At 53.1% G+C, this 16943-nt stretch carries 17 protein-coding genes and 1 pseudogene; 10 read left to right on the top strand and 8 right to left on the bottom strand.

Going from position 1 to position 16943, the window contains the following annotated elements; all coding sequences use genetic code 11:
- Positions 1-26 precede the first annotated feature (26 nt).
- Entirely contained in the window at positions 27-695 is a 669-nt protein-coding gene (locus FHC49_RS14575) for a MarC family NAAT transporter (RefSeq protein ID WP_220440156.1), read from the bottom strand.
- Between the two features lie 229 nt (positions 696-924).
- On the opposite strand from FHC49_RS14575, the gene marR reads away from it, so the two are divergent.
- Genes marR through marB form a run of 3 tightly spaced genes read left to right on the top strand, consistent with a single transcriptional unit; the run spans position 925 to position 2006 of the window.
- The gene (gene marR, locus FHC49_RS14570; protein ID WP_185669036.1) at positions 925-1359 is read left to right on the top strand and encodes a multiple antibiotic resistance transcriptional regulator MarR; all 435 of its coding nucleotides are present in this window, start codon (positions 925-927) and stop codon (positions 1357-1359) included.
- Positions 1360-1379: 20 nt separating this feature from the next.
- Entirely contained in the window at positions 1380-1763 is a 384-nt protein-coding gene (gene marA, locus FHC49_RS14565; RefSeq protein WP_035895737.1) for an MDR efflux pump AcrAB transcriptional activator MarA, read from the top strand.
- Positions 1764-1793: 30 nt separating this feature from the next.
- The gene (gene marB / locus FHC49_RS14560) at positions 1794-2006 is read left to right on the top strand and encodes a multiple antibiotic resistance protein MarB (protein ID WP_185669037.1); all 213 of its coding nucleotides are present in this window, start codon (positions 1794-1796) and stop codon (positions 2004-2006) included.
- Between the two features lie 39 nt (positions 2007-2045).
- Here marB and eamA read toward each other — a convergent pair whose 3' ends face one another.
- Positions 2046-2948 (bottom strand): O-acetylserine/cysteine exporter, encoded by a 903-nt coding sequence (gene eamA / locus FHC49_RS14555; RefSeq protein WP_220440155.1) that lies wholly within the window; start codon positions 2946-2948, stop codon positions 2046-2048.
- Between the two features lie 195 nt (positions 2949-3143).
- Between eamA and ydeE the strand changes: the two genes are divergently transcribed.
- Positions 3144-4334, top strand: coding sequence for an efflux MFS transporter YdeE (ydeE, locus tag FHC49_RS14550; RefSeq protein WP_220440154.1), 1191 nt, complete (start codon positions 3144-3146; stop codon positions 4332-4334).
- A gap of 80 nt (positions 4335-4414) precedes the next feature.
- Here the strand turns inward: ydeE and FHC49_RS14545 are convergent, their stop codons facing one another.
- Positions 4415-5518 carry a cobalamin-independent methionine synthase II family protein gene (locus FHC49_RS14545; RefSeq protein ID WP_220440153.1) on the bottom strand — a complete coding sequence of 368 codons (1104 nt, stop codon included), beginning with the start codon at positions 5516-5518 and terminating at the stop codon, positions 4415-4417.
- A gap of 151 nt (positions 5519-5669) precedes the next feature.
- A pseudogene (locus FHC49_RS14540) lies at positions 5670-6067 on the bottom strand (rhodanese-like domain-containing protein).
- An 85-nt stretch (positions 6068-6152) separates the two neighbouring features.
- Here FHC49_RS14540 and ftrA point away from each other — a divergent pair.
- Positions 6153-7142, top strand: coding sequence for a transcriptional regulator FtrA (gene ftrA, locus FHC49_RS14535; RefSeq protein ID WP_220440188.1), 990 nt, complete (start codon positions 6153-6155; stop codon positions 7140-7142).
- Between the two features lie 84 nt (positions 7143-7226).
- Entirely contained in the window at positions 7227-7322 is a 96-nt protein-coding gene (mgtS, locus tag FHC49_RS14530) for a protein MgtS (RefSeq protein ID WP_185669042.1), read from the top strand.
- A gap of 657 nt (positions 7323-7979) precedes the next feature.
- On the opposite strand, the gene dcp is transcribed toward mgtS, so the two are convergent.
- Positions 7980-10025 carry a peptidyl-dipeptidase Dcp gene (dcp, locus tag FHC49_RS14525; RefSeq protein WP_220440152.1) on the bottom strand — a complete coding sequence of 682 codons (2046 nt, stop codon included), beginning with the start codon at positions 10023-10025 and terminating at the stop codon, positions 7980-7982.
- 390 nt (positions 10026-10415) lie between these two features.
- Complete coding sequence (locus FHC49_RS14520) at positions 10416-10790, bottom strand: winged helix-turn-helix transcriptional regulator (protein ID WP_370631767.1); 375 nt, start codon at positions 10788-10790, stop codon at positions 10416-10418.
- A gap of 196 nt (positions 10791-10986) precedes the next feature.
- Here FHC49_RS14520 and FHC49_RS14515 point away from each other — a divergent pair, with 196 nt between their 5' ends.
- From FHC49_RS14515 to FHC49_RS14500, 4 genes are all read left to right on the top strand, one after another.
- Positions 10987-11994, top strand: coding sequence for a zinc-binding alcohol dehydrogenase family protein (locus tag FHC49_RS14515; RefSeq protein WP_220440151.1), 1008 nt, complete (start codon positions 10987-10989; stop codon positions 11992-11994).
- Positions 11995-12040: 46 nt separating this feature from the next.
- Positions 12041-13018, top strand: a complete 978-nt coding sequence (locus tag FHC49_RS14510) for an NAD(P)-dependent alcohol dehydrogenase (protein ID WP_220440150.1) — start codon at positions 12041-12043, stop codon at positions 13016-13018.
- 104 nt (positions 13019-13122) lie between these two features.
- Positions 13123-13872: a bifunctional NADP-dependent 3-hydroxy acid dehydrogenase/3-hydroxypropionate dehydrogenase YdfG gene (ydfG, locus tag FHC49_RS14505; protein WP_220440149.1), complete on the top strand. Its 750-nt coding sequence runs from the start codon at positions 13123-13125 to the stop codon at positions 13870-13872.
- A 92-nt stretch (positions 13873-13964) separates the two neighbouring features.
- Positions 13965-14651 carry a GntR family transcriptional regulator gene (locus FHC49_RS14500; protein WP_185669047.1) on the top strand — a complete coding sequence of 229 codons (687 nt, stop codon included), beginning with the start codon at positions 13965-13967 and terminating at the stop codon, positions 14649-14651.
- Between the two features lie 33 nt (positions 14652-14684).
- Here FHC49_RS14500 and FHC49_RS14495 read toward each other — a convergent pair whose 3' ends face one another.
- Complete coding sequence (locus FHC49_RS14495; RefSeq protein ID WP_220440148.1) at positions 14685-15113, bottom strand: universal stress protein; 429 nt, start codon at positions 15111-15113, stop codon at positions 14685-14687.
- 221 nt (positions 15114-15334) lie between these two features.
- Entirely contained in the window at positions 15335-16792 is a 1458-nt protein-coding gene (locus FHC49_RS14490) for a mannitol dehydrogenase family protein (RefSeq protein ID WP_220440147.1), read from the bottom strand.
- Positions 16793-16943: the final 151 nt, after the last annotated feature.

Below are 16943 nucleotides of genomic sequence, written 5' to 3'. Positions count from 1 at the left end.
GCCGAGCGCAGCGACGCCGGGGAACCTTACGCGTGATAGGTCGTAATAATTTCCAGTACGCCGTTGATAATAAACTGCACGCCCATACACACCAGCAGGAAGCCCATCAGACGGGAAATCGCTTCAATCCCCCCTTTCCCGACCAGACGCATAATCGCCCCTGAGCTACGTAAGCATCCCCACAGGATAATGCCCACCAGCGCAAAGATAATCGGCGGCGCGACCAGTATCACCCAGTCCGGGAAATTTGCCCCGTGCTTAACCGTCGATGCAGAACTGATGATCATCGCAATCGTCCCTGGGCCTGCGGTGCTAGGCATGGCAAGCGGGACAAAGGCGATGTTCGCCGTCGGTTCGTCTTCCAGTTCTTCTGATTTGCTGCGCGCTTCCGGCGAGTCATGCGCCTTCTGCTGCGGGAACAGCATGCGGAAACCGATAAAGGCCACGATCAGCCCACCGGCAATTCGCAGCCCAGGTATTGATATACCGAATGTATTCATCACCACCTGGCCCGCATAATAGGCCACCATCATGATAGCGAAGACGTACACCGAGGCCATCAGCGACTGCCGGTTGCGCTCTGCGTTGTTCATATTGCCGGAGAGCCCAAGGAACAGCGCCACGGTCGTTAAAGGGTTTGCCAGCGGCAGCAATACCACCAGCCCAAGCCCTATTGCCTGAATAAGTTCCTTCATAAGCGTCCCAAAATCCTGTCTGTTTAACGAAAAATAACATGCTGTACACCAGGCCATTCCCCACCAGCGCAGCATATCTGGCTTCGGGCAGGCTAAGTACAGGATATCCTATTTATGGCTGTCTGAACCGTTTTAGCAATTCGTGGCATCACTCAATCCATTCAGTTGACTTATGATTGCGTGAGAAATAATATCCACCGCAACTAAAGTACTTGCCAGGGCAACCATTGTGAACAGCACAAGCAATCTCTTCAATGAAATGATTCCACTTGGGCACCTGATTCACATGGTTAACCAGAAAAAAGATCGCTTACTCAACGAGCATTTATCGCCAGAAGAGATTACCGCCTCGCAGTTCAGAGTGCTTTGCTCTATCCGTTGCCAGGGCAGTATCACCCCCGTGGAGTTGAAAAAGACCCTTTCGGTGGATCTGGGCGCGCTCACTCGCATGCTTGATCGTTTGTTGTGTCGGGGTTGGATAGCCCGGTTACCCAATCCAAATGACAAACGTGGGGTATTGATTCAGCTGACGCCAGAAGGCGCAGCCATTTGTGAACAATGCCACCTGCTCGTTGGGCAAAACCTGCACCAGGAATTAACAAAAAACTTAACGGCAAATGAAGTTGCGACGCTCGAACTTCTCCTTAAAAAAATATTGCCGTAAACAGAAGAAGAGGTAAGACGATGTCCAGACGTAACACTGACGCTATTACTATTCATAGCATTTTGGACTGGATCGAAGATAACCTGGAATCCCCTCTGTCACTTGAGAAAGTGTCTGAGCGTTCCGGTTACTCAAAATGGCACCTGCAGCGGATGTTCAAAAAAGAGACCGGTCATTCATTAGGTCAGTACATTCGCACCCGTAAACTGACGGAAATCGCCCAGAAGTTAAAAGAAGGCAATGAGCCGATTCTCTATCTGGCCGAACGTTACGGTTTTGAATCGCAGCAGACGCTGACGCGGACGTTTAAAAACTACTTTGATGTGCCACCGCACAAGTACCGCGTGACCAATATGCGCGAGGATTCTCGCTACCTGTTCCCTATTAATCACTGTGTCTGTTAATCGCCTGCAAAAAGACGTATCGAGGAAATAATGAAACTGTTCGCTGCCGTTGCTTTCGTCGCCCTGACGATGGCCGCAAGCGCAAGCTATGCGGAACAACTACCGGCACAAAATCACGCCCATCAGGACATGCTGATGCCATCTGCCAGCAACCAGTCGCCGTTTGATTTTAATCATATGGCCGCCGGTAGCGATAAATCAGATGAACTGGGCGTACCGTACTACAACGATAAAAATCGCTAAACGTTATTGCCCCGCTTCGGCGGGGCTTTTTTTATCCCGTTATCCCTTCACCGCCCGACGCAACCCCGGAATACGCAGGCCAAAGACGTTGATCAGCAACCCGGCCATAATCAGCAACGCCCCTGCCAGTTGCATCACCGACAGCGTCTCACCGAGCAGCAGCGACGCGCTGGCGAGCCCCACCACCGGCACCAGAAGCGACAGCGGCGCCACGCGCCAGGTTTCATAACGTCCAAGCAGCGAACCCCAAATCCCGTAGCCCACGATACTGGCAATAAAGGAGAGATAGGCCAGCGACAGCACGGTAGTGAGATCAATATGAATCAGGCTCTGCGCCATCAACTGTGGGCCTTCGAAAATCCACGAGCTCAGCATAAACGGCACAATCGGAATCAGCGCGCTCCAGACCACCAGCGACATCACGCCGGTTTTCGATGGATGCAGCATGATCTTTTTGTTGAAGATATTGCCGCATGCCCAGCACAGCGCCGCACCCAGCGTCAGCATAAAGCCCAGCAGTTGCACATGTTGCCCGGTCATACTGGTTTCAATCAGCACCAGCACACCGAATACCGCCAGCGAAATCCCTACCAGCTGCTTGCGCTGCAGGCGCTCGCCAAAGACAAACGCGCCAAGAATAATGGTAAAGAAGGCCTGCGCCTGCAGCACCAGCGACGCCAGCCCGGCTGGCATACCAAAGTTAATCGCGCAGAACAGGAAGGCAAACTGACCGAAGCTGATGGTCAGCGCATAGCCCAGTAGCAGCGGCAGTGGTACGCGAGGTCGTGGGACAAAGAACAGCGCCGGGAAGGCGACGAACAGGAAGCGTAATCCCGCCAGCAGCAGCGGCGGCATGCCGTGCAGCCCCACCTTAATAACCACAAAATTCAGTCCCCATACTACGACCACCAGCAGCGCCAGCAGCCCATCTTTACGCGTCATACACGCCCCACCGTTTATTAAATTTATGTAAACACATTCAAAGTAACGAAAAATTCAGCCCAGGAATAGATCATTATTTCTGGCGGGCTGAAATCGCACTTCCCGACACGCGCTCAGGTATACAAGCCGCTTATGGCGTGATATTTGTGAAAGCGATAACAAAAAAACGCACAACGACATCTCTCGGGCAGGAAAATGAAACCAACGACCAGACGATCCACGATTGCGCTGCTGGCATCGTCGTTACTGTTAACCATCGGGCGCGGCGCCACCCTTCCGTTTATGACCATTTACCTCACGCGTAAATACGCGTTGACGGTAGACACTATTGGCTATGCACTGTCCATCGCGCTGGTGGCCGGCGTTATCTTCAGCCTCGGCTTTGGCATTCTGGCGGATAAGTTCGATAAGAAACGCTATATGCTGATCGCCGTAACGTTTTTTATCGCCGGTTTTGTCGCTATTCCACTGGTGCACAGCGTGCCGCTGGTGGTGTTCTTTTTCTCGCTGATCAACTGTTCCTATTCGATCTTCTCGACCGTGCTGAAGGCCTATTTCTCCGACACGCTAACGGCCACGACCAAAGCGCGTATTTTTTCGCTTAACTACACCTTCCTGAACATTGGCTGGACCATTGGCCCGCCGATTGGCACGCTGCTGGTGATGCACAGCATTAACCTGCCGTTCTGGCTGGCAGCGATTTGCGCTGCGTTCCCGCTGCTGTTTATCCAGCGCTACGTGGCGCGCGTTAGCGCTGCCGACATGGCGGAAACCCCCGTGGCCTGGTCGCCGTCCGTGCTGTTGCATGACCGGGCGCTGCTGTGGTTTACCCTTTCCGGCCTGCTTGCTTCATTCGTTGGCGGTTCATTCGCCTCCTGTATGTCGCAGTACGTGCTGACGATTGGCGATAGCACCTTTGCCGAAAAGGTGGTGGCGGTGATCCTGCCGGTGAATGCCGCGGTGGTGGTGACCTTACAGTACGCCATTGGCCGTCGGTTAACGGCGACCAATCTGAAGCCGCTGATGACCTTTGGTACCTTCTGTTATGTGCTGGGTCTGGCTGGATTTATGATGTCAGGCAATAATTTGCTGTTCTGGGGACTGGCGGCGGCGGTCTTTACGCTGGGCGAGGTCATCTACGCCCCGGGTGAATATATGCTGATTGATAACATTGCCCCACCGGGCATGAAAGCCAGCTACTTCTCCGCTCAGGCGCTGGGCTGGCTCGGCGCGGCGCTGAACCCGCTGTTGACCGGACAGATCCTGACCCATTTCGCGCCTTACGCGCTGTTCCCGATCATGATGGTGGTTATCGTGCTGGCGTGGTGGCTGATTATTCGCGGCATTAAGGCCAGTACCTGGGGTGCGACGGTGAGCGTGGCGTGACGGATTTCCCGGCGGCGCTACGCTTGGCCGGGCTACAGGATAGGTAGCCCGGGCGAGGCGGAACGCCGACCCCGGGGGAATTACCAGATATCCGCCGCAATCCCCGTCACCAGACGCACTTTATCCCACTGCTGCTGCTCGCTCAGGCTGTTTCCCTCTTCCGTAGAAGCAAAACCACACTGCGGGCTGAGGCAAATCTGATCCAACGCGACATACTGCGATGCTTCTTCTACGCGCGCCTTCACGCCCTGCGGGTTTTCCAGCTCGCCGTTCTTGGTGGTAATCAGCCCCAGCACCGCTTTCTGCTTCCCTGGGCGGATAAAACGCAGCGGCGCGAAGTCACCGGAACGATCGTTGTCGTACTCGAGGAAGAAGGCATCCACGTTTACGCGGCCAAACAGGATCTCGGCCACCGGCTCATAGCCGCCTTCTGAAATCCAGGTGGAGCGGAAGTTACCGCGACACACGTGCAGCCCAACAATCAGGTCATCCGGCTTACCTTCCAGCGCGCGATTCAACACGTCGGCATAGATAGCCGCCAGCTTATCCGGATCGTCCCCGCGTTCACGAACCTGGCGGCGCTGGTCGTCAGAGCACAGATAGGCCCAAACGGTATCGTCGAGCTGCAGATAGCGACAACCGGCATCATAAAACGCGCGGATAGCGTCACGCCAGGTATCGGCCAGGTCGTTAAAATAGTCGGTCAAATCCGGGTAAACCGTCGCATCGATATCTTTACGTCCGCCACGGAAATGCAGCACGCTTGGGCTTGGAATCGTCATCTTCGGCGTTGCCTCGCCGCTGATACTTTTCAGGAAGCGGAAATCTTCCAGCATTGGGTGCTCACCAAAGCCGAGCTTGCCGGTGACGCGAATACCGTGGGCGCGGGTTTGCACGCCGTTAAACTGAATACCGTTTTCGGAATCGTAGCGCTCAACACCCTGCAGGCCGTCGAAGAAGTCGAAATGCCACCAGGCACGACGGAACTCACCATCGGTCACCACGTGCAGGCCGCAGTCGCACTGATGCTGCACCACACGCCGAATCTCGGCATCCTCTACGGCGCGCAGCTGCTGCGCGCTGATTTCACCGTTAGCAAGCTGCTGGCGGGCTTCTTTAATCGCCAGCGGGCGTAAAAAACTGCCAACGATGTCGGCGCGATAAGGGGCGTGTTGGTGTGTCATGCGATCTCCTTACTCCATCAGGCAAACTCGTTGCCTTGAGTGATAATTTATTATTTGAACCATTTAGACTTCTGGATGGCTATATGTCTGGATAGTGTCACTGGACAGCGCCCCAGGCAAACGAGAATAATTCATCACTGTTGAAAGATTTTCATGATCCCGACTGAAAGGCGAATCCCTCATCCTGCCAGCCGGTCATCCCACCAATCATTATTTTGACCGGCGCCCCAGTAACGCCAGCTTGAGCGCCGCCTGATCGGCACCGTTACAGTGAGGCCCCGCACAATAGACCACAAACAACGTCTCCGCAGGCCAGTCCTTCATTCTTTCGGCGGAGATATCAGCATGCCGCAGATGAAGCGCGCCAGGTATATGACAACGGGCGAAGGTTTCGGCACTTCCCACTACGTGAAGCAGTACAAAATCAACGTCGTGATGCTGCTGCGAGGCATGGACATCCGCGCAGTCGGTTTCAACGCTCAGGCGCTGGCGAAAATGGGCTACTGCATCAGCGGCGCTTGCAGTGGGAATGTCAGTCACGTAACTCATCGTTAATTCTCCGGTTCTGTGTTACCACTATGGTAACGACCGGATGAGTATAAACAGGCACCCCATGCAACAACCGCCCGCAGAAATGACAGAAAACAGCCAGAACATGACAAAGTGCGCCCCGCTGGTGGTGGCGTTAGCCTATGACGGTCTCTGCACTTTTGAATTTGGCGTCGCGGTGGAGATTTTCGGCCTCCACCGGCCCGAAATGGGCGAAGGCTGGTATCGCTTTGCGGTCGCCGCCGTCGACGAAGGTGAGCTACGGGCCACCGGCGGCGTACGGGTCATGGCGGACGGGGATTTAAGCTTGCTGGAGCTCGCCGATACTATCGTGGTGCCAGGCTGGCGCGGTATCGACGCCGACGTTCCGCCAGCGCTGTGTCAGGCGCTCAGACAAGCGCATCAGCGCGGCTGCCGGGTGATTTCCATCTGCTCCGGCGTTTTCGTGCTGGCTGCCGCGGGCCTGCTCGACGGTAAGCGCGCCACGACCCACTGGCGTTATGTCGATACGCTCCAGCAGCGTTACCCGGCGATCGAGGTTGTGGAAGATGTGCTGTATATCGCGCAGGAGCACGTATTCACCTCAGCCGGCAGCGCGGCCGGGATCGACCTTTGCCTGCACGTGGTGCGAAAGGATTTCGGCCTCGAGGCGGCAAACCTGGTCGCTCGACGTCTGGTCATCCAACCCCACCGCGACGGCGCGCAGAAACAACAGGTTGCACAGCCCGTTGCCCGGGCGCGGGAAAGCCAGCGCCTCGGCATGCTGTTTGATTTTCTTTATCAACATCTGGCGGAAAGCCATAGCGTCAGTTCACTGGCGCAGCGGGTGGGAATGAGCGAGCGGACCTTTTTACGCCGCTTTCAGGATGCCACCGGAAAAACGCCTGCCCGCTGGCTGCTCGATGAACGTTTGCAGCAGGCGCAACATCGCCTGACCAGCAGTCGGGACAGCGTCGAAAAAGTGGCGGAGTTGAGCGGTTTTGGCAATGCGAAAAATCTGCGTTTACGCTTTCAGCAACATCTGGCAATAAGTCCGCTGGCGTACAGAAAAAAATTTACTGCAACAAATAATTAATTCACAAATTACGGCGTTAGTCTAAGTTTAAATCAGTAGGCTAATTAGGTGCTCATTGTGAGAATCGTAAAAGAGGAGGTCATCATGCTGGATAATATGCAAGTGTTTCTGGTTGCCGTGGGGCTCATTCTGTTTTCCGGTTTCCTGACTGCCTATTTTAGCGGAAGATGGAATGATTAACGGATAAAAAAAACCGCCAGGTTAACTGGCGGCATAAATGCTTGCATGGATAGATTTTTTGTTTCTACAATCGTCCGCTCTTCCTGATTGGACCATCGTTGCTAACCACTACCCTACCACCGCAATATTCAACTAAAGCTAAACGGCGAGTGCATTATTCAAAGCATAATTTTTCCACGCCTTTTTACTCCGACAGCTGGCCTGACGGCCTGCCCACAATCTGCCTGAACGAGATTCCTGCAGGTCCTGATGCTCAGGACGATTAGACCAGATGGACTCGCGACGCGCTTTACGCTGGGATACTTTCATGGTTGCCTCCGGGCAGATTGTCGAAATTAAATCCATTAACTCAACGATTTACACGGTGATAATAGCAGCCCGAATGGCGAGTTTCTTCAATAAGTGAACGCATTTGTAAAGAGAGAACCTGACGCATTGCTGCGTATTTCAGCGATTTATCCCCTACCGAATATGTCAGGTTGTTAAATTGTTACAATTACGTAAAACTAGCAACGTTGTCTTCCCTCCAGGAATGATAGCAAGAATGCTCTATTTATTGATGTACTTAACCCGCCAGCCCTGTGTGCGGGTTTTTTTTATATTTTTTGTGGTTTCTGGCGTGAATAGACCACGCCAGAAATGCGTTAACTAAGCGGGTTATTCACTTAGCCCACGGTTTTTCAGCATTGGGGTAATAAGCGGATCGTGTCCTCGCCAGGCGCGATAAAGTTGTTCTAAATCGCTGCTGTTGCCGCGCGACAAAATAGCCTCGCGGAAACGCTGGCCGTTTTCCCTATTCAAACCGCCCTGTTCAACAAACCATTGATAACCATCATCTGCCAGCATTTGCGTCCATAGATAGGCGTAGTACCCGGCCGCATAGCCCCCGCCGAAAATATGCGAGAAATAGCTGCTGCGATAACGCGGCGGCACGGCGCAGAGATCCAACTTTTCCCGCGCCAGCGTCGCCGTTTCAAACTGTTCCACGTCCTGCGGCAGCGATTCAGCGCTCAGGCTGTGCCAGTTCATGTCCAGCAGCGCAGCGCTTAGCAACTCCGTCATGTCGTAGCCTTTGTTGAAGTTGGCGGCGCGGAACAGACTTTCCCGCAGCGCTTCCGGCATCGGTTCACCGGTTTCATGGTGACGCGCATAGTGGGCAAAGACGTCAGGATGGCTGGCCCAGTGCTCATTGATTTGCGACGGGAATTCAACAAAATCGCGCGGCGTATTGGTCCCCGATAACGTGACATAGCGCTGGCTAGCAAACAGCCCGTGCAACGCGTGGCCAAATTCGTGGAACAGGGTAATCACATCATCCCAGGAGATAAGCGCACGTTTACCTGCGGTCGGCTTCTGGTAATTGCAGACGTTATAGATAACCGGACGCGTACCGTTGAGGGTAGATTGCGGCACAAAGTTGTCCATCCACGCCCCGCCGCTTTTGCTGTCGCGGGCGAAGAAGTCGCCGTAAAACAGCGCCATCCCTTCTCCATCAGCATCAAAAATCTCCCAGACGCGCACGTCAGGGTGATAAACCGGCAGATCGAAACGTTCAACAAACGTGACCCCAAACAGCTGGCTGGCAGACCAGAAAACGCCGTCAACCAGCACGCGTTCCAGGGCGAACCAGGGCTTAATCTGTGCTTCATCGATGGCATATTTTTCACGGCGAACCTGTTCTGAATAGAACAACCAGTCCCAGGCTTCGGCTTTAAATGAGGCCGATCCGCTATCGATAAGCGTCTGAATATCCGCCAACTCGCTTTCTGCCCGCGCCCGCGCCGCCGGAGTAATCTCGCGCATAAAATCGAAGGCCGCTTTCGGCGTTTTCGCCATTTGATCGGCCATACTCCAGCTGGCGTAGTCGCTATAGCCCAGCAGCGTTGCCTGACGCGCGCGGATCGCCACCAGCTTTAGCAATTTCTCCCGCGTGTCGTTAGCATCGCCCATCTGGTTGCGGGCCCAGGCGGCTTTAAACAGCTTTTCACGAGTTTGACGCTGACGAAGTTGAGCCAGCGCCGGCTGCTGGGTGGTGTTCACCAGTGGAATAAGCCAGCGCCCCGCCAGACCGCGATCGTTCGCCGCGGCGGCGGCAACGGCGATTTCATCTTCGCTAAACCCAGCCAGTTCTTCCACGCTCTCTACCACCAGCCCGCCGCTTTTCGCCGCCCCCAGCAGACACTGGTGGAATTGGCTGCTCAGGGTTGCTGCTTCGGTATTGAGGGTTTTCAGCTCCGCCTTTTCCGCGTCACCCAGCCTTGCACCGGCCTGAATGAAACGCTGATAAATGACCTCAACCAGCCGGCGATCCTCTGCTTCCAGACCGAGGCCATCACGCTGTTGCCACACGTGTTCGATACGGCTAAACAGCCCATCGTTGAGATAAATATCGTTGGCAAGCCCGGCCAGCTCAGCAGAGAACGCTTCGTCCAGTTGCTGGATAGTGTCGTTGCTGTGGGAGGCCGCCATGGCAAAGAAAACGGCGTTGACCCGAGAAAGCATCTCCCCGCTTTTTTCCAGCGCCACGACGGTGTTATCAAAGGTTGCCGGAGCCGGGTTATTGGCAATGTCGGCAATCTCCTGACGCTTGCGCTTTAGCGCTTCGTCAAAGGCCGGGCGATAGTGGCTATCGTTAATCGCATCAAACGGCGGTGCCTGGTAAGGTAACGTACTGCTGGCAAAAAATGGATTCATGGCCGACATCCTGGGTTCCTGAAAATAACAGGGTTCCAGAGTAGCAAGCTCTTGATAGACCGCAATGGTTTTACCCGGCAGGAGCGATTTTTCTTTGATGGGAGGCGCTAGGCCGATAAAAATGACGCAGACACCGGTTGCTCCCAGAGACAAGAAGCATATTGGCAAGTACGCATGAGATTGATGCAACCGTATCGCTATCAGCCGTTTATTGCCGAAAATAGCTTATGGTTTCAAAAAACCAATCTCGATAAGCGCCTGAGCTACCAGTAAGACGAACATGACTGCAACCATTGGAGTGTACATGTTGAGCCTCCAGCGAACGCCGTTACTGATAGTATAGAATATATTTTGTTCCGCCTGTCCCTTATCTAAAACACTTAGCCAGCTCACAACGAATCATTTAGGCTGCGTCCGCTCACATTGAAAATTATCCCCCCAATCGCGCATCGCCAGTAAAACGGGCTTTAGCGAAGCGCCCAGCGGGGTGAGTTCGTACTCCACTCTCGGCGGAACCTCCGCGTATACCGTGCGGCTGACGATGCCATCAGCCTCGAGTTCACGCAGCTGTAGCGTGATCATACGACGTGTGGCGGTATCGATAAGCTTACACAGCTGATTAAAACGCTGCTTCCCATCCAGCAGATGAAAAAGGATTATCGGTTTCCACAACCCGCCAATAACGCCCAGCGTGATTTCAACAGCACATCCGGTCCGCTGGGTGTTGTGCTGCCGGGGCATTTTGCTGTCCGAAAGTTCATCGGTATCATTCATGTAACTTAGTCTCAAAATTGTGCGTACTTGTCAGGTTAATACCTGGCAGTATAATAGATTTATCAATTTATGAAATGGATAATATTTCCATCTTGCCAATCATAATTTTCATTATTTCGCATTCGTCGCGAAATCATTATTAACTTATTACTTGCACGTTGCCAGTTATTAGCCATAACATCAACATCGAGGTTTTATGAAATCAATAGCAATTACGCGTTCAGGCGCAAAAGACGATAATCTTGATTATCTCCTTGAAATTGATATCCCCGTACCCATTGCTACGGGTCGAGATCTTTTAATTGAAGTTAAGGCCATTGCTGTTAATCCTGCCGATGTTAAAGTCCGCGCCTGGCATAATACCGATACGCCTCGCGTATTAGGCTGGGATGCGGTCGGTATCGTTAAATCTATCGGCGAAAACGTGACGTTGTTTAAACCCGGTGATGAGGTCTGGTACGCCGGTGCATTAACGCGTCCGGGCAGCAACAGTGAATATCAGTTGGTCGATGAACGTATTGTCGCTCACCGGCCGATGTCAATCAGTCGCGCAGCTGCCGCTGCCATGCCGTTAACCAGCATTACCGCATGGGAGCTGCTGTTTGACCGTTTTGGCATTATTGAAGGCGGCAACGAGGGGGATACCTTGCTGGTTGTCGGCGCGGCAGGCGGCGTGGGCTCCATGCTGACGCAACTGGCTCGTCAATTAACAAAAATGACCGTTATTGGCACGGCTTCCCGGCCAGAAAGTCAGGAATGGGTAAGAAAGGCCGGCGCGCATGAGGTCATCGACCATAGGAAACCGCTCGATGAAGAGTTAGCCCGTATCGGCATCAGCGAAGTCACCCATGTAGCCAGCTTGACGAATACCGACGAACACTATTCTGAATATATCAAGATCATCGCACCGCAGGGGAAATTAGGTATCGTCGACGACCCCGAGTGTATTAATGCGGTACCGTTGAAAGGCAAATGTATATCCTTGCACTGGGAAGCAATGTTTGCCCGTTCAATGTTTGAAACAAAAGACATGATCAACCAACATTTATTACTTAAGCGTGTTAGTGAATTAGTGGATGGTGGGATTATTCAGACTACACAAGGCGATCACTATGGCAATATTACCGCTGATAACTTGCGTAAGGCGCATAGAAAAATTGAAACGGGAAGAATGATCGGAAAAATAGTTCTTGAGGGCTTTTAACACTCTAGCGTCGTTTTATAAATCTCAAATTAATTAAGGTCACTATATGAAATGTTATAAATTAACCGGTCATGCCAATCCAGCCCTGAAACTTGAAACCGTCGCGGCCCGCGCACCAGGCGCAGGACAAGTCGCCATTGCCATTAAAGCTGTCTCCTTAAATTACCGCGACCTGATCGTCACCGAGTACGCTAAAGATAGCGTTCCCGTTTCTGACGGTGCCGGTGTGATTGTCGAAGTGGGCGAAGGCGTGACGGATTATAAGGTGGGTGACCGCGTCGTCATTGGCTTTATGCCAGACTGGATTGACGGCAGCTATTCAGAGGCGAAGAAAGCCTCCTCATTAGGTGGTCCCGGTGTTGATGGCGTATTAACCGAACATTTTATTGTCTCTGCCAGCGGGATTTGTCGCATTCCCGACAGCCTCTCCTTTGAAGAAGCGGCTACCCTACCCTGTGCTGCGGTAACCGCCTGGTCTGCGCTGTTTGAGCACGGTGCGCTTGCCCCAGGAAGTACGGTACTGCTTCAAGGTACCGGCGGCGTATCCATCTTTGCCCTGCAAATGGCAAAACTGGCAGGCTGCCGGGTGATTATTACCTCCAGTTCTGATGAAAAACTGGCCCGTGCCCGCGAGTTAGGTGCCGACGAAACCATCAACTACAGAAAGACGCCAGAATGGGCCGATGAGGTGCTGAAACTGACTAACGGCCAGGGCGTAGACCTTGCGGTTGACGTGACCGGGCCCGCCACGCTGAATTTAACCACCAGGGCCACACGCTTTGGCGGCCGCATCTCGCTGATTGGCGTGCTTTCCGGCTTCAATGGCACGATTGATATCGGCATTCTGGAAAAGCGCATTACGCTGCAGGGTATCTACGTTGGGCCGGTATCCACACTGGAAAAAGTCGCTCGCTCCGGCATTAAGCCTTATATCGACCAGGTGTTCACCTTTGAAGAAGCCGAACTCGCCTATCAAACGCTGAAAGGCGGCCAGCACTTTGGGAAAGTGGTTATCCAGTTCTGATACTGCGCATGCCAGATCAGGGCATCATCGTCACATAACAGATGATTGATAACCGGATGTTCTGCTATCGTAAGGTAACACTAACGCATTGAAGGAACAGAGAGATGATCGTACTGGTTACCGGAGCGACAGCAGGTTTTGGCGAAAGCATTACGCGCCGTTTTATTGCTAACGGGCACAAAGTCATTGCCACTGGCCGTCGCAATGAGCGCTTAAAAGCGCTGAAAGATGAGTTAGGCGACAGCATTCTGACCGTCCAGTTGGACGTGCGTAATCGCGCAGCAATTGAAGAGACTATCGCTAATCTGCCCGCGGAATGGCGTGACATCGATATTCTGGTCAACAACGCCGGTTTGGCGCTGGGGCTGGAACCGGCTCACCGCGCAAGCGTTGAGGATTGGGAAGACATGATTGACACCAACAACAAAGGTCTGGTGTATATGACCCGTGCGGTACTGCCTGGCATGGTGGAGCGCAACCGCGGTCACGTGATTAATATCGGCTCCACTGCTGGCAGCTGGCCTTATGCGGGCGGCAACGTTTACGGCGCAACCAAAGCATTCGTGCGTCAGTTCAGCCTGAACCTGCGTACCGATCTGCACGGCACCGCCGTTCGCGTGACCGATATCGAACCGGGTCTGGTTGGTGGCACAGAGTTCTCCAACGTGCGCTTTAAAGGTGATGACAACAAAGCCGGTAAAACCTACGAGAATGCCAACGCGCTGACGCCGGAAGACGTGACCGAAGCGGTATGGTGGGTGGCGACGTTGCCGAAACACGTCAATATTAACACCGTCGAGATGATGCCAGTCAGCCAGACCTATGCTGGCCTGAGCGTCCATCGCCAAAGTTAGCATTTAAACTCAACCCGCCCCACGGTCGGGTCTGGGCTCGGCGGCAAAAAAAGCGTAAAATAGCAGCTTAATCAGCTGATAAGAACGACTCAATGGCCGCCGAAACCCAACTGAACCCAACACAGCCCGTCAACCAGCAAATTTATCGCATTCTGCGTCGCGATATCGTGCACTGCCTTATTCCGCCAGGTACCCCGCTTTCGGAAAAAGAGGTGTCGCTGCGGTTTGACGTTTCTCGCCAGCCGGTGCGTGAAGCGTTTATCAAACTCGCCGAAAATGGTCTGATCCAGATCCGCCCGCAGCGCGGCAGCTACGTGAATAAAATCTCACTGTCCCAGGTTCGTAACGGGTGTTTTGTTCGTCAGGCTATCGAATGCGCGGTAGCGCGTCGGGCCGCCACCATGATAACCGATGCGCAAAGCTATCAGCTTGAGCAAAATCTGCACCAGCAGCGTATTGCCATTGACCGCCAGCAGCTGAACGATTTTTTCCTGCTCGACGACGAATTCCACCAGCTTCTGTCAAATATTGCAGATTGCCAGTTGGCCTGGGATACCATCGAGAATATTAAAGCCGCTATCGACCGCGTGCGTTATATGAGTCTTGATCATGTCTCCTCGCCGGAGATGTTATTAAAACAGCACCATGAAATATTCGCTGCGCTGGAAAAACGCGATGCCGATGCGGTGGAAAAAGCGATGACCCTGCACCTGCAGGAGATTGGTGAATCAGTGTTGTTAATTCGTCAGGAAAACAGCGACTGGTTTAGCGAAGAGTAAGAAATAAGGCCTTCATTACTGAAGGCCTTATTTTTATCGAATAACCATTGTCGGTATATTGGCGTAACGCAGAATAGATTCGGCGTTTGAGCCCAGAAGGTGCGTGGTAATCCCTCGCTGGCGCGAGCCGATAACTATCGCATCGTACTCCCCGGTTTTGCTCAGCGCGATCACTTCATCGCGGATATTGCCAAACCGGACGTCGGTATGCAGCCGCTCGGCAGGCATATCAAAGAGGCGCTGCAGGTTTTTCATTTTCTTGACTGATTCTGCCTGCATGAAATCTTCGAACTTTTTAATATCCGCTGCGAAGCCGCGTAAAATAGAGCGATTGCTGTTAGGTAATACATTTAATAGCGTAATTTCACCCGCCTCACCGGCCAGATAAACGGCATGGCGAATCGCTTTATCACTTAAGTCCATTTCAAAAATATCTACAGGCATCAGAATTTTTTTGTACATAGCCCGAGCTCCTTATTCCAGAGTGTCCATTATTCTTTCGCTATAACCATGACATATTTGTGACTATGCAGATAGCATTAATTCACCAAAATGATAGTTCCGGCGTGAAAATAATCGTCCATTATTTCAAGGGGCTTGAATTATTTTAAAGAAGTGTAATGAAGGCAGATATAAAAGAAAATGCCGCCCGTAGCGGCGGCATTAATGGTCATGCAATAAAATCAGGCGGCAAATTCGGCAACGGTCGCTTTCGCACCTTTGCTCAGCAGTGACAGATAGGCTGCGGTCACCTGCTCAACGAATTTCGCTTCCTGCGGCAGGTCTTTACCGAAGATAGCTTCAATGCCCAGCAGCGCTTTCACGCGAGCTTCGCCCTCTTCGCTCTGCTGTACCACGCCCTGGATAACCGGCAGCAGCGGATCGCAAACTTCAATCGCGTTGCCCTGCTCATCCACGCCGCCAACGTAGCGCATCCAGCCTGCAACGCCCAGTGCTAGCAGGGTAAAGCTGCTGTTATCCGCCAGATGCCAACGTACAGAATCGAGCATACGCTGAGGCAGTTTCTGGCTACCGTCCATGGCAATCTGCCAGGTACGGTGGCGTAGCGCCGGGTTGGTGTAACGTTCAATCAGCAGATCGGCATAGCGCGCCAGATCGACGTTTTGCACCTTCAGGGTTGGCGCCTGCTCTTTAAGCATCAACGCGTGTGCAGCGCGGCGGTAGTTATCGTCACCCATGCAATCGTTGATGTGCTGATAGCCTGCCAGATAGCCCAGGTAGGCCAGGAAGGAGTGGCTGCCGTTCAGCATGCGCAGTTTCATCTCTTCAAACGGGATAACGTCGCTTACCAGTTCAGCGCCCGCTTTTTCCCATTCCGGACGGCCAGCGACGAAGTTATCTTCGATAACCCACTGACGGAACGGCTCACAGGCAACGCCTGCTGGATCGCGCACGCCGGTCAGCTGTTCGATTTTATCCAGCGTTTCTGGCGTCACGGCAGGAACGATACGGTCAACCATGGTGGATGGGAACGTCACGTGAGATTCGATCCAGTCAGCCAGACCTGCATCAACCGCACGTGCATACGCACATACTACATTACGCATCACATGGCCGTTTTCCGGCATGTTGTCGCAGGACATCACGCTGAATGGCGGCAGGCCTGCGGCTTTACGGCGAGCCAGCGCTTCGACGATAACGCCCGGCGCAGATTTTGGCTGATGTGGGTTCTGCAGGTCAGCCACGATAAATGGGTGATCGAGCATCAGTTGGCCGGTTGCCGGAGAGTGGCAGTAGCCCTTCTCGGTGATGGTCAGAGAAACGATAGCGACCTGCGGTTCGCACATTTTCGCCAGAACGGTTTCCAGACCATCAACCTGCGCGTGCAGCGCTTCTTTGACGACGCCCACCACGCGGGCAGTCCATGCATCCGCGGACATTTCTGCCACGGTGTATAAATTGTCCTGATTGTTCAGGTCGGCAATCTGCTGCTCACCGCCGATCAGGTTAACTTCGGTATAACCCCAATCGCTGCCGTGTTCTGCGGCGAGAATATCGGCATAGACAGCCTGATGGGCGCGGTGAAACGCACCAAAACCGAGGTGTACAATGCGCGGCACCAGTTTGCTGCGATCGTAGGTTGGGAGAGTTGCCTTAGCGGTTAATAGCTTATTCTGCATCTTTTTGACTCACTGTAGAGAATGTTGATTGCCATACTAGTTTAACGAGACCATCACGCGAGATTTTGATTTGCGTTAATATATTGGCGATTGGTATGACATGATTTTTAAGCTGTGTGACAACATCGATGCTTGAACAGGTTGATCAGTC

This window comes from Kluyvera sp. EC_51 (genome assembly GCF_019584505.1).
In the GTDB taxonomy this organism is placed as follows: domain Bacteria; phylum Pseudomonadota; class Gammaproteobacteria; order Enterobacterales; family Enterobacteriaceae; genus Kluyvera; species Kluyvera sichuanensis.
The sequence above is the reverse complement of the archived record's forward strand: the minus strand, read 5'-3'. Positions and strand labels throughout refer to the sequence as shown.

Bases quoted from the DNA above. Each gene is read 5' to 3' on its own strand.
- ydfG (WP_220440149.1), top strand. From the start codon at position 13,123: ATGATCGTACTGGTTACCGGAGCGACAGCAGGTTTTGGCGAAAGCATT.
- marA (WP_035895737.1), top strand. From the start codon at position 1,380: ATGTCCAGACGTAACACTGACGCTATTACTATTCATAGCATTTTGGAC.
- FHC49_RS14545 (WP_220440153.1), bottom strand. From the start codon at position 5,518: ATGACACACCAACACGCCCCTTATCGCGCCGACATCGTTGGCAGTTTT.
- FHC49_RS14575 (WP_220440156.1), bottom strand. From the start codon at position 695: ATGAAGGAACTTATTCAGGCAATAGGGCTTGGGCTGGTGGTATTGCTG.
- FHC49_RS14515 (WP_220440151.1), top strand. From the start codon at position 10,987: ATGAAATCAATAGCAATTACGCGTTCAGGCGCAAAAGACGATAATCTT.
- FHC49_RS14500 (WP_185669047.1), top strand. From the start codon at position 13,965: ATGGCCGCCGAAACCCAACTGAACCCAACACAGCCCGTCAACCAGCAA.
- ydeE (WP_220440154.1), top strand. From the start codon at position 3,144: ATGAAACCAACGACCAGACGATCCACGATTGCGCTGCTGGCATCGTCG.
- marB (WP_185669037.1), top strand. From the start codon at position 1,794: ATGAAACTGTTCGCTGCCGTTGCTTTCGTCGCCCTGACGATGGCCGCA.
- dcp (WP_220440152.1), bottom strand. From the start codon at position 10,025: ATGTCGGCCATGAATCCATTTTTTGCCAGCAGTACGTTACCTTACCAG.
- FHC49_RS14520 (WP_370631767.1), bottom strand. From the start codon at position 10,790: ATGAATGATACCGATGAACTTTCGGACAGCAAAATGCCCCGGCAGCAC.
- FHC49_RS14495 (WP_220440148.1), bottom strand. From the start codon at position 15,113: ATGTACAAAAAAATTCTGATGCCTGTAGATATTTTTGAAATGGACTTA.
- ftrA (WP_220440188.1), top strand. From the start codon at position 6,153: ATGACAGAAAACAGCCAGAACATGACAAAGTGCGCCCCGCTGGTGGTG.
- FHC49_RS14490 (WP_220440147.1), bottom strand. From the start codon at position 16,792: ATGCAGAATAAGCTATTAACCGCTAAGGCAACTCTCCCAACCTACGAT.
- eamA (WP_220440155.1), bottom strand. From the start codon at position 2,948: ATGACGCGTAAAGATGGGCTGCTGGCGCTGCTGGTGGTCGTAGTATGG.
- FHC49_RS14510 (WP_220440150.1), top strand. From the start codon at position 12,041: ATGAAATGTTATAAATTAACCGGTCATGCCAATCCAGCCCTGAAACTT.
- mgtS (WP_185669042.1), top strand. From the start codon at position 7,227: ATGCTGGATAATATGCAAGTGTTTCTGGTTGCCGTGGGGCTCATTCTG.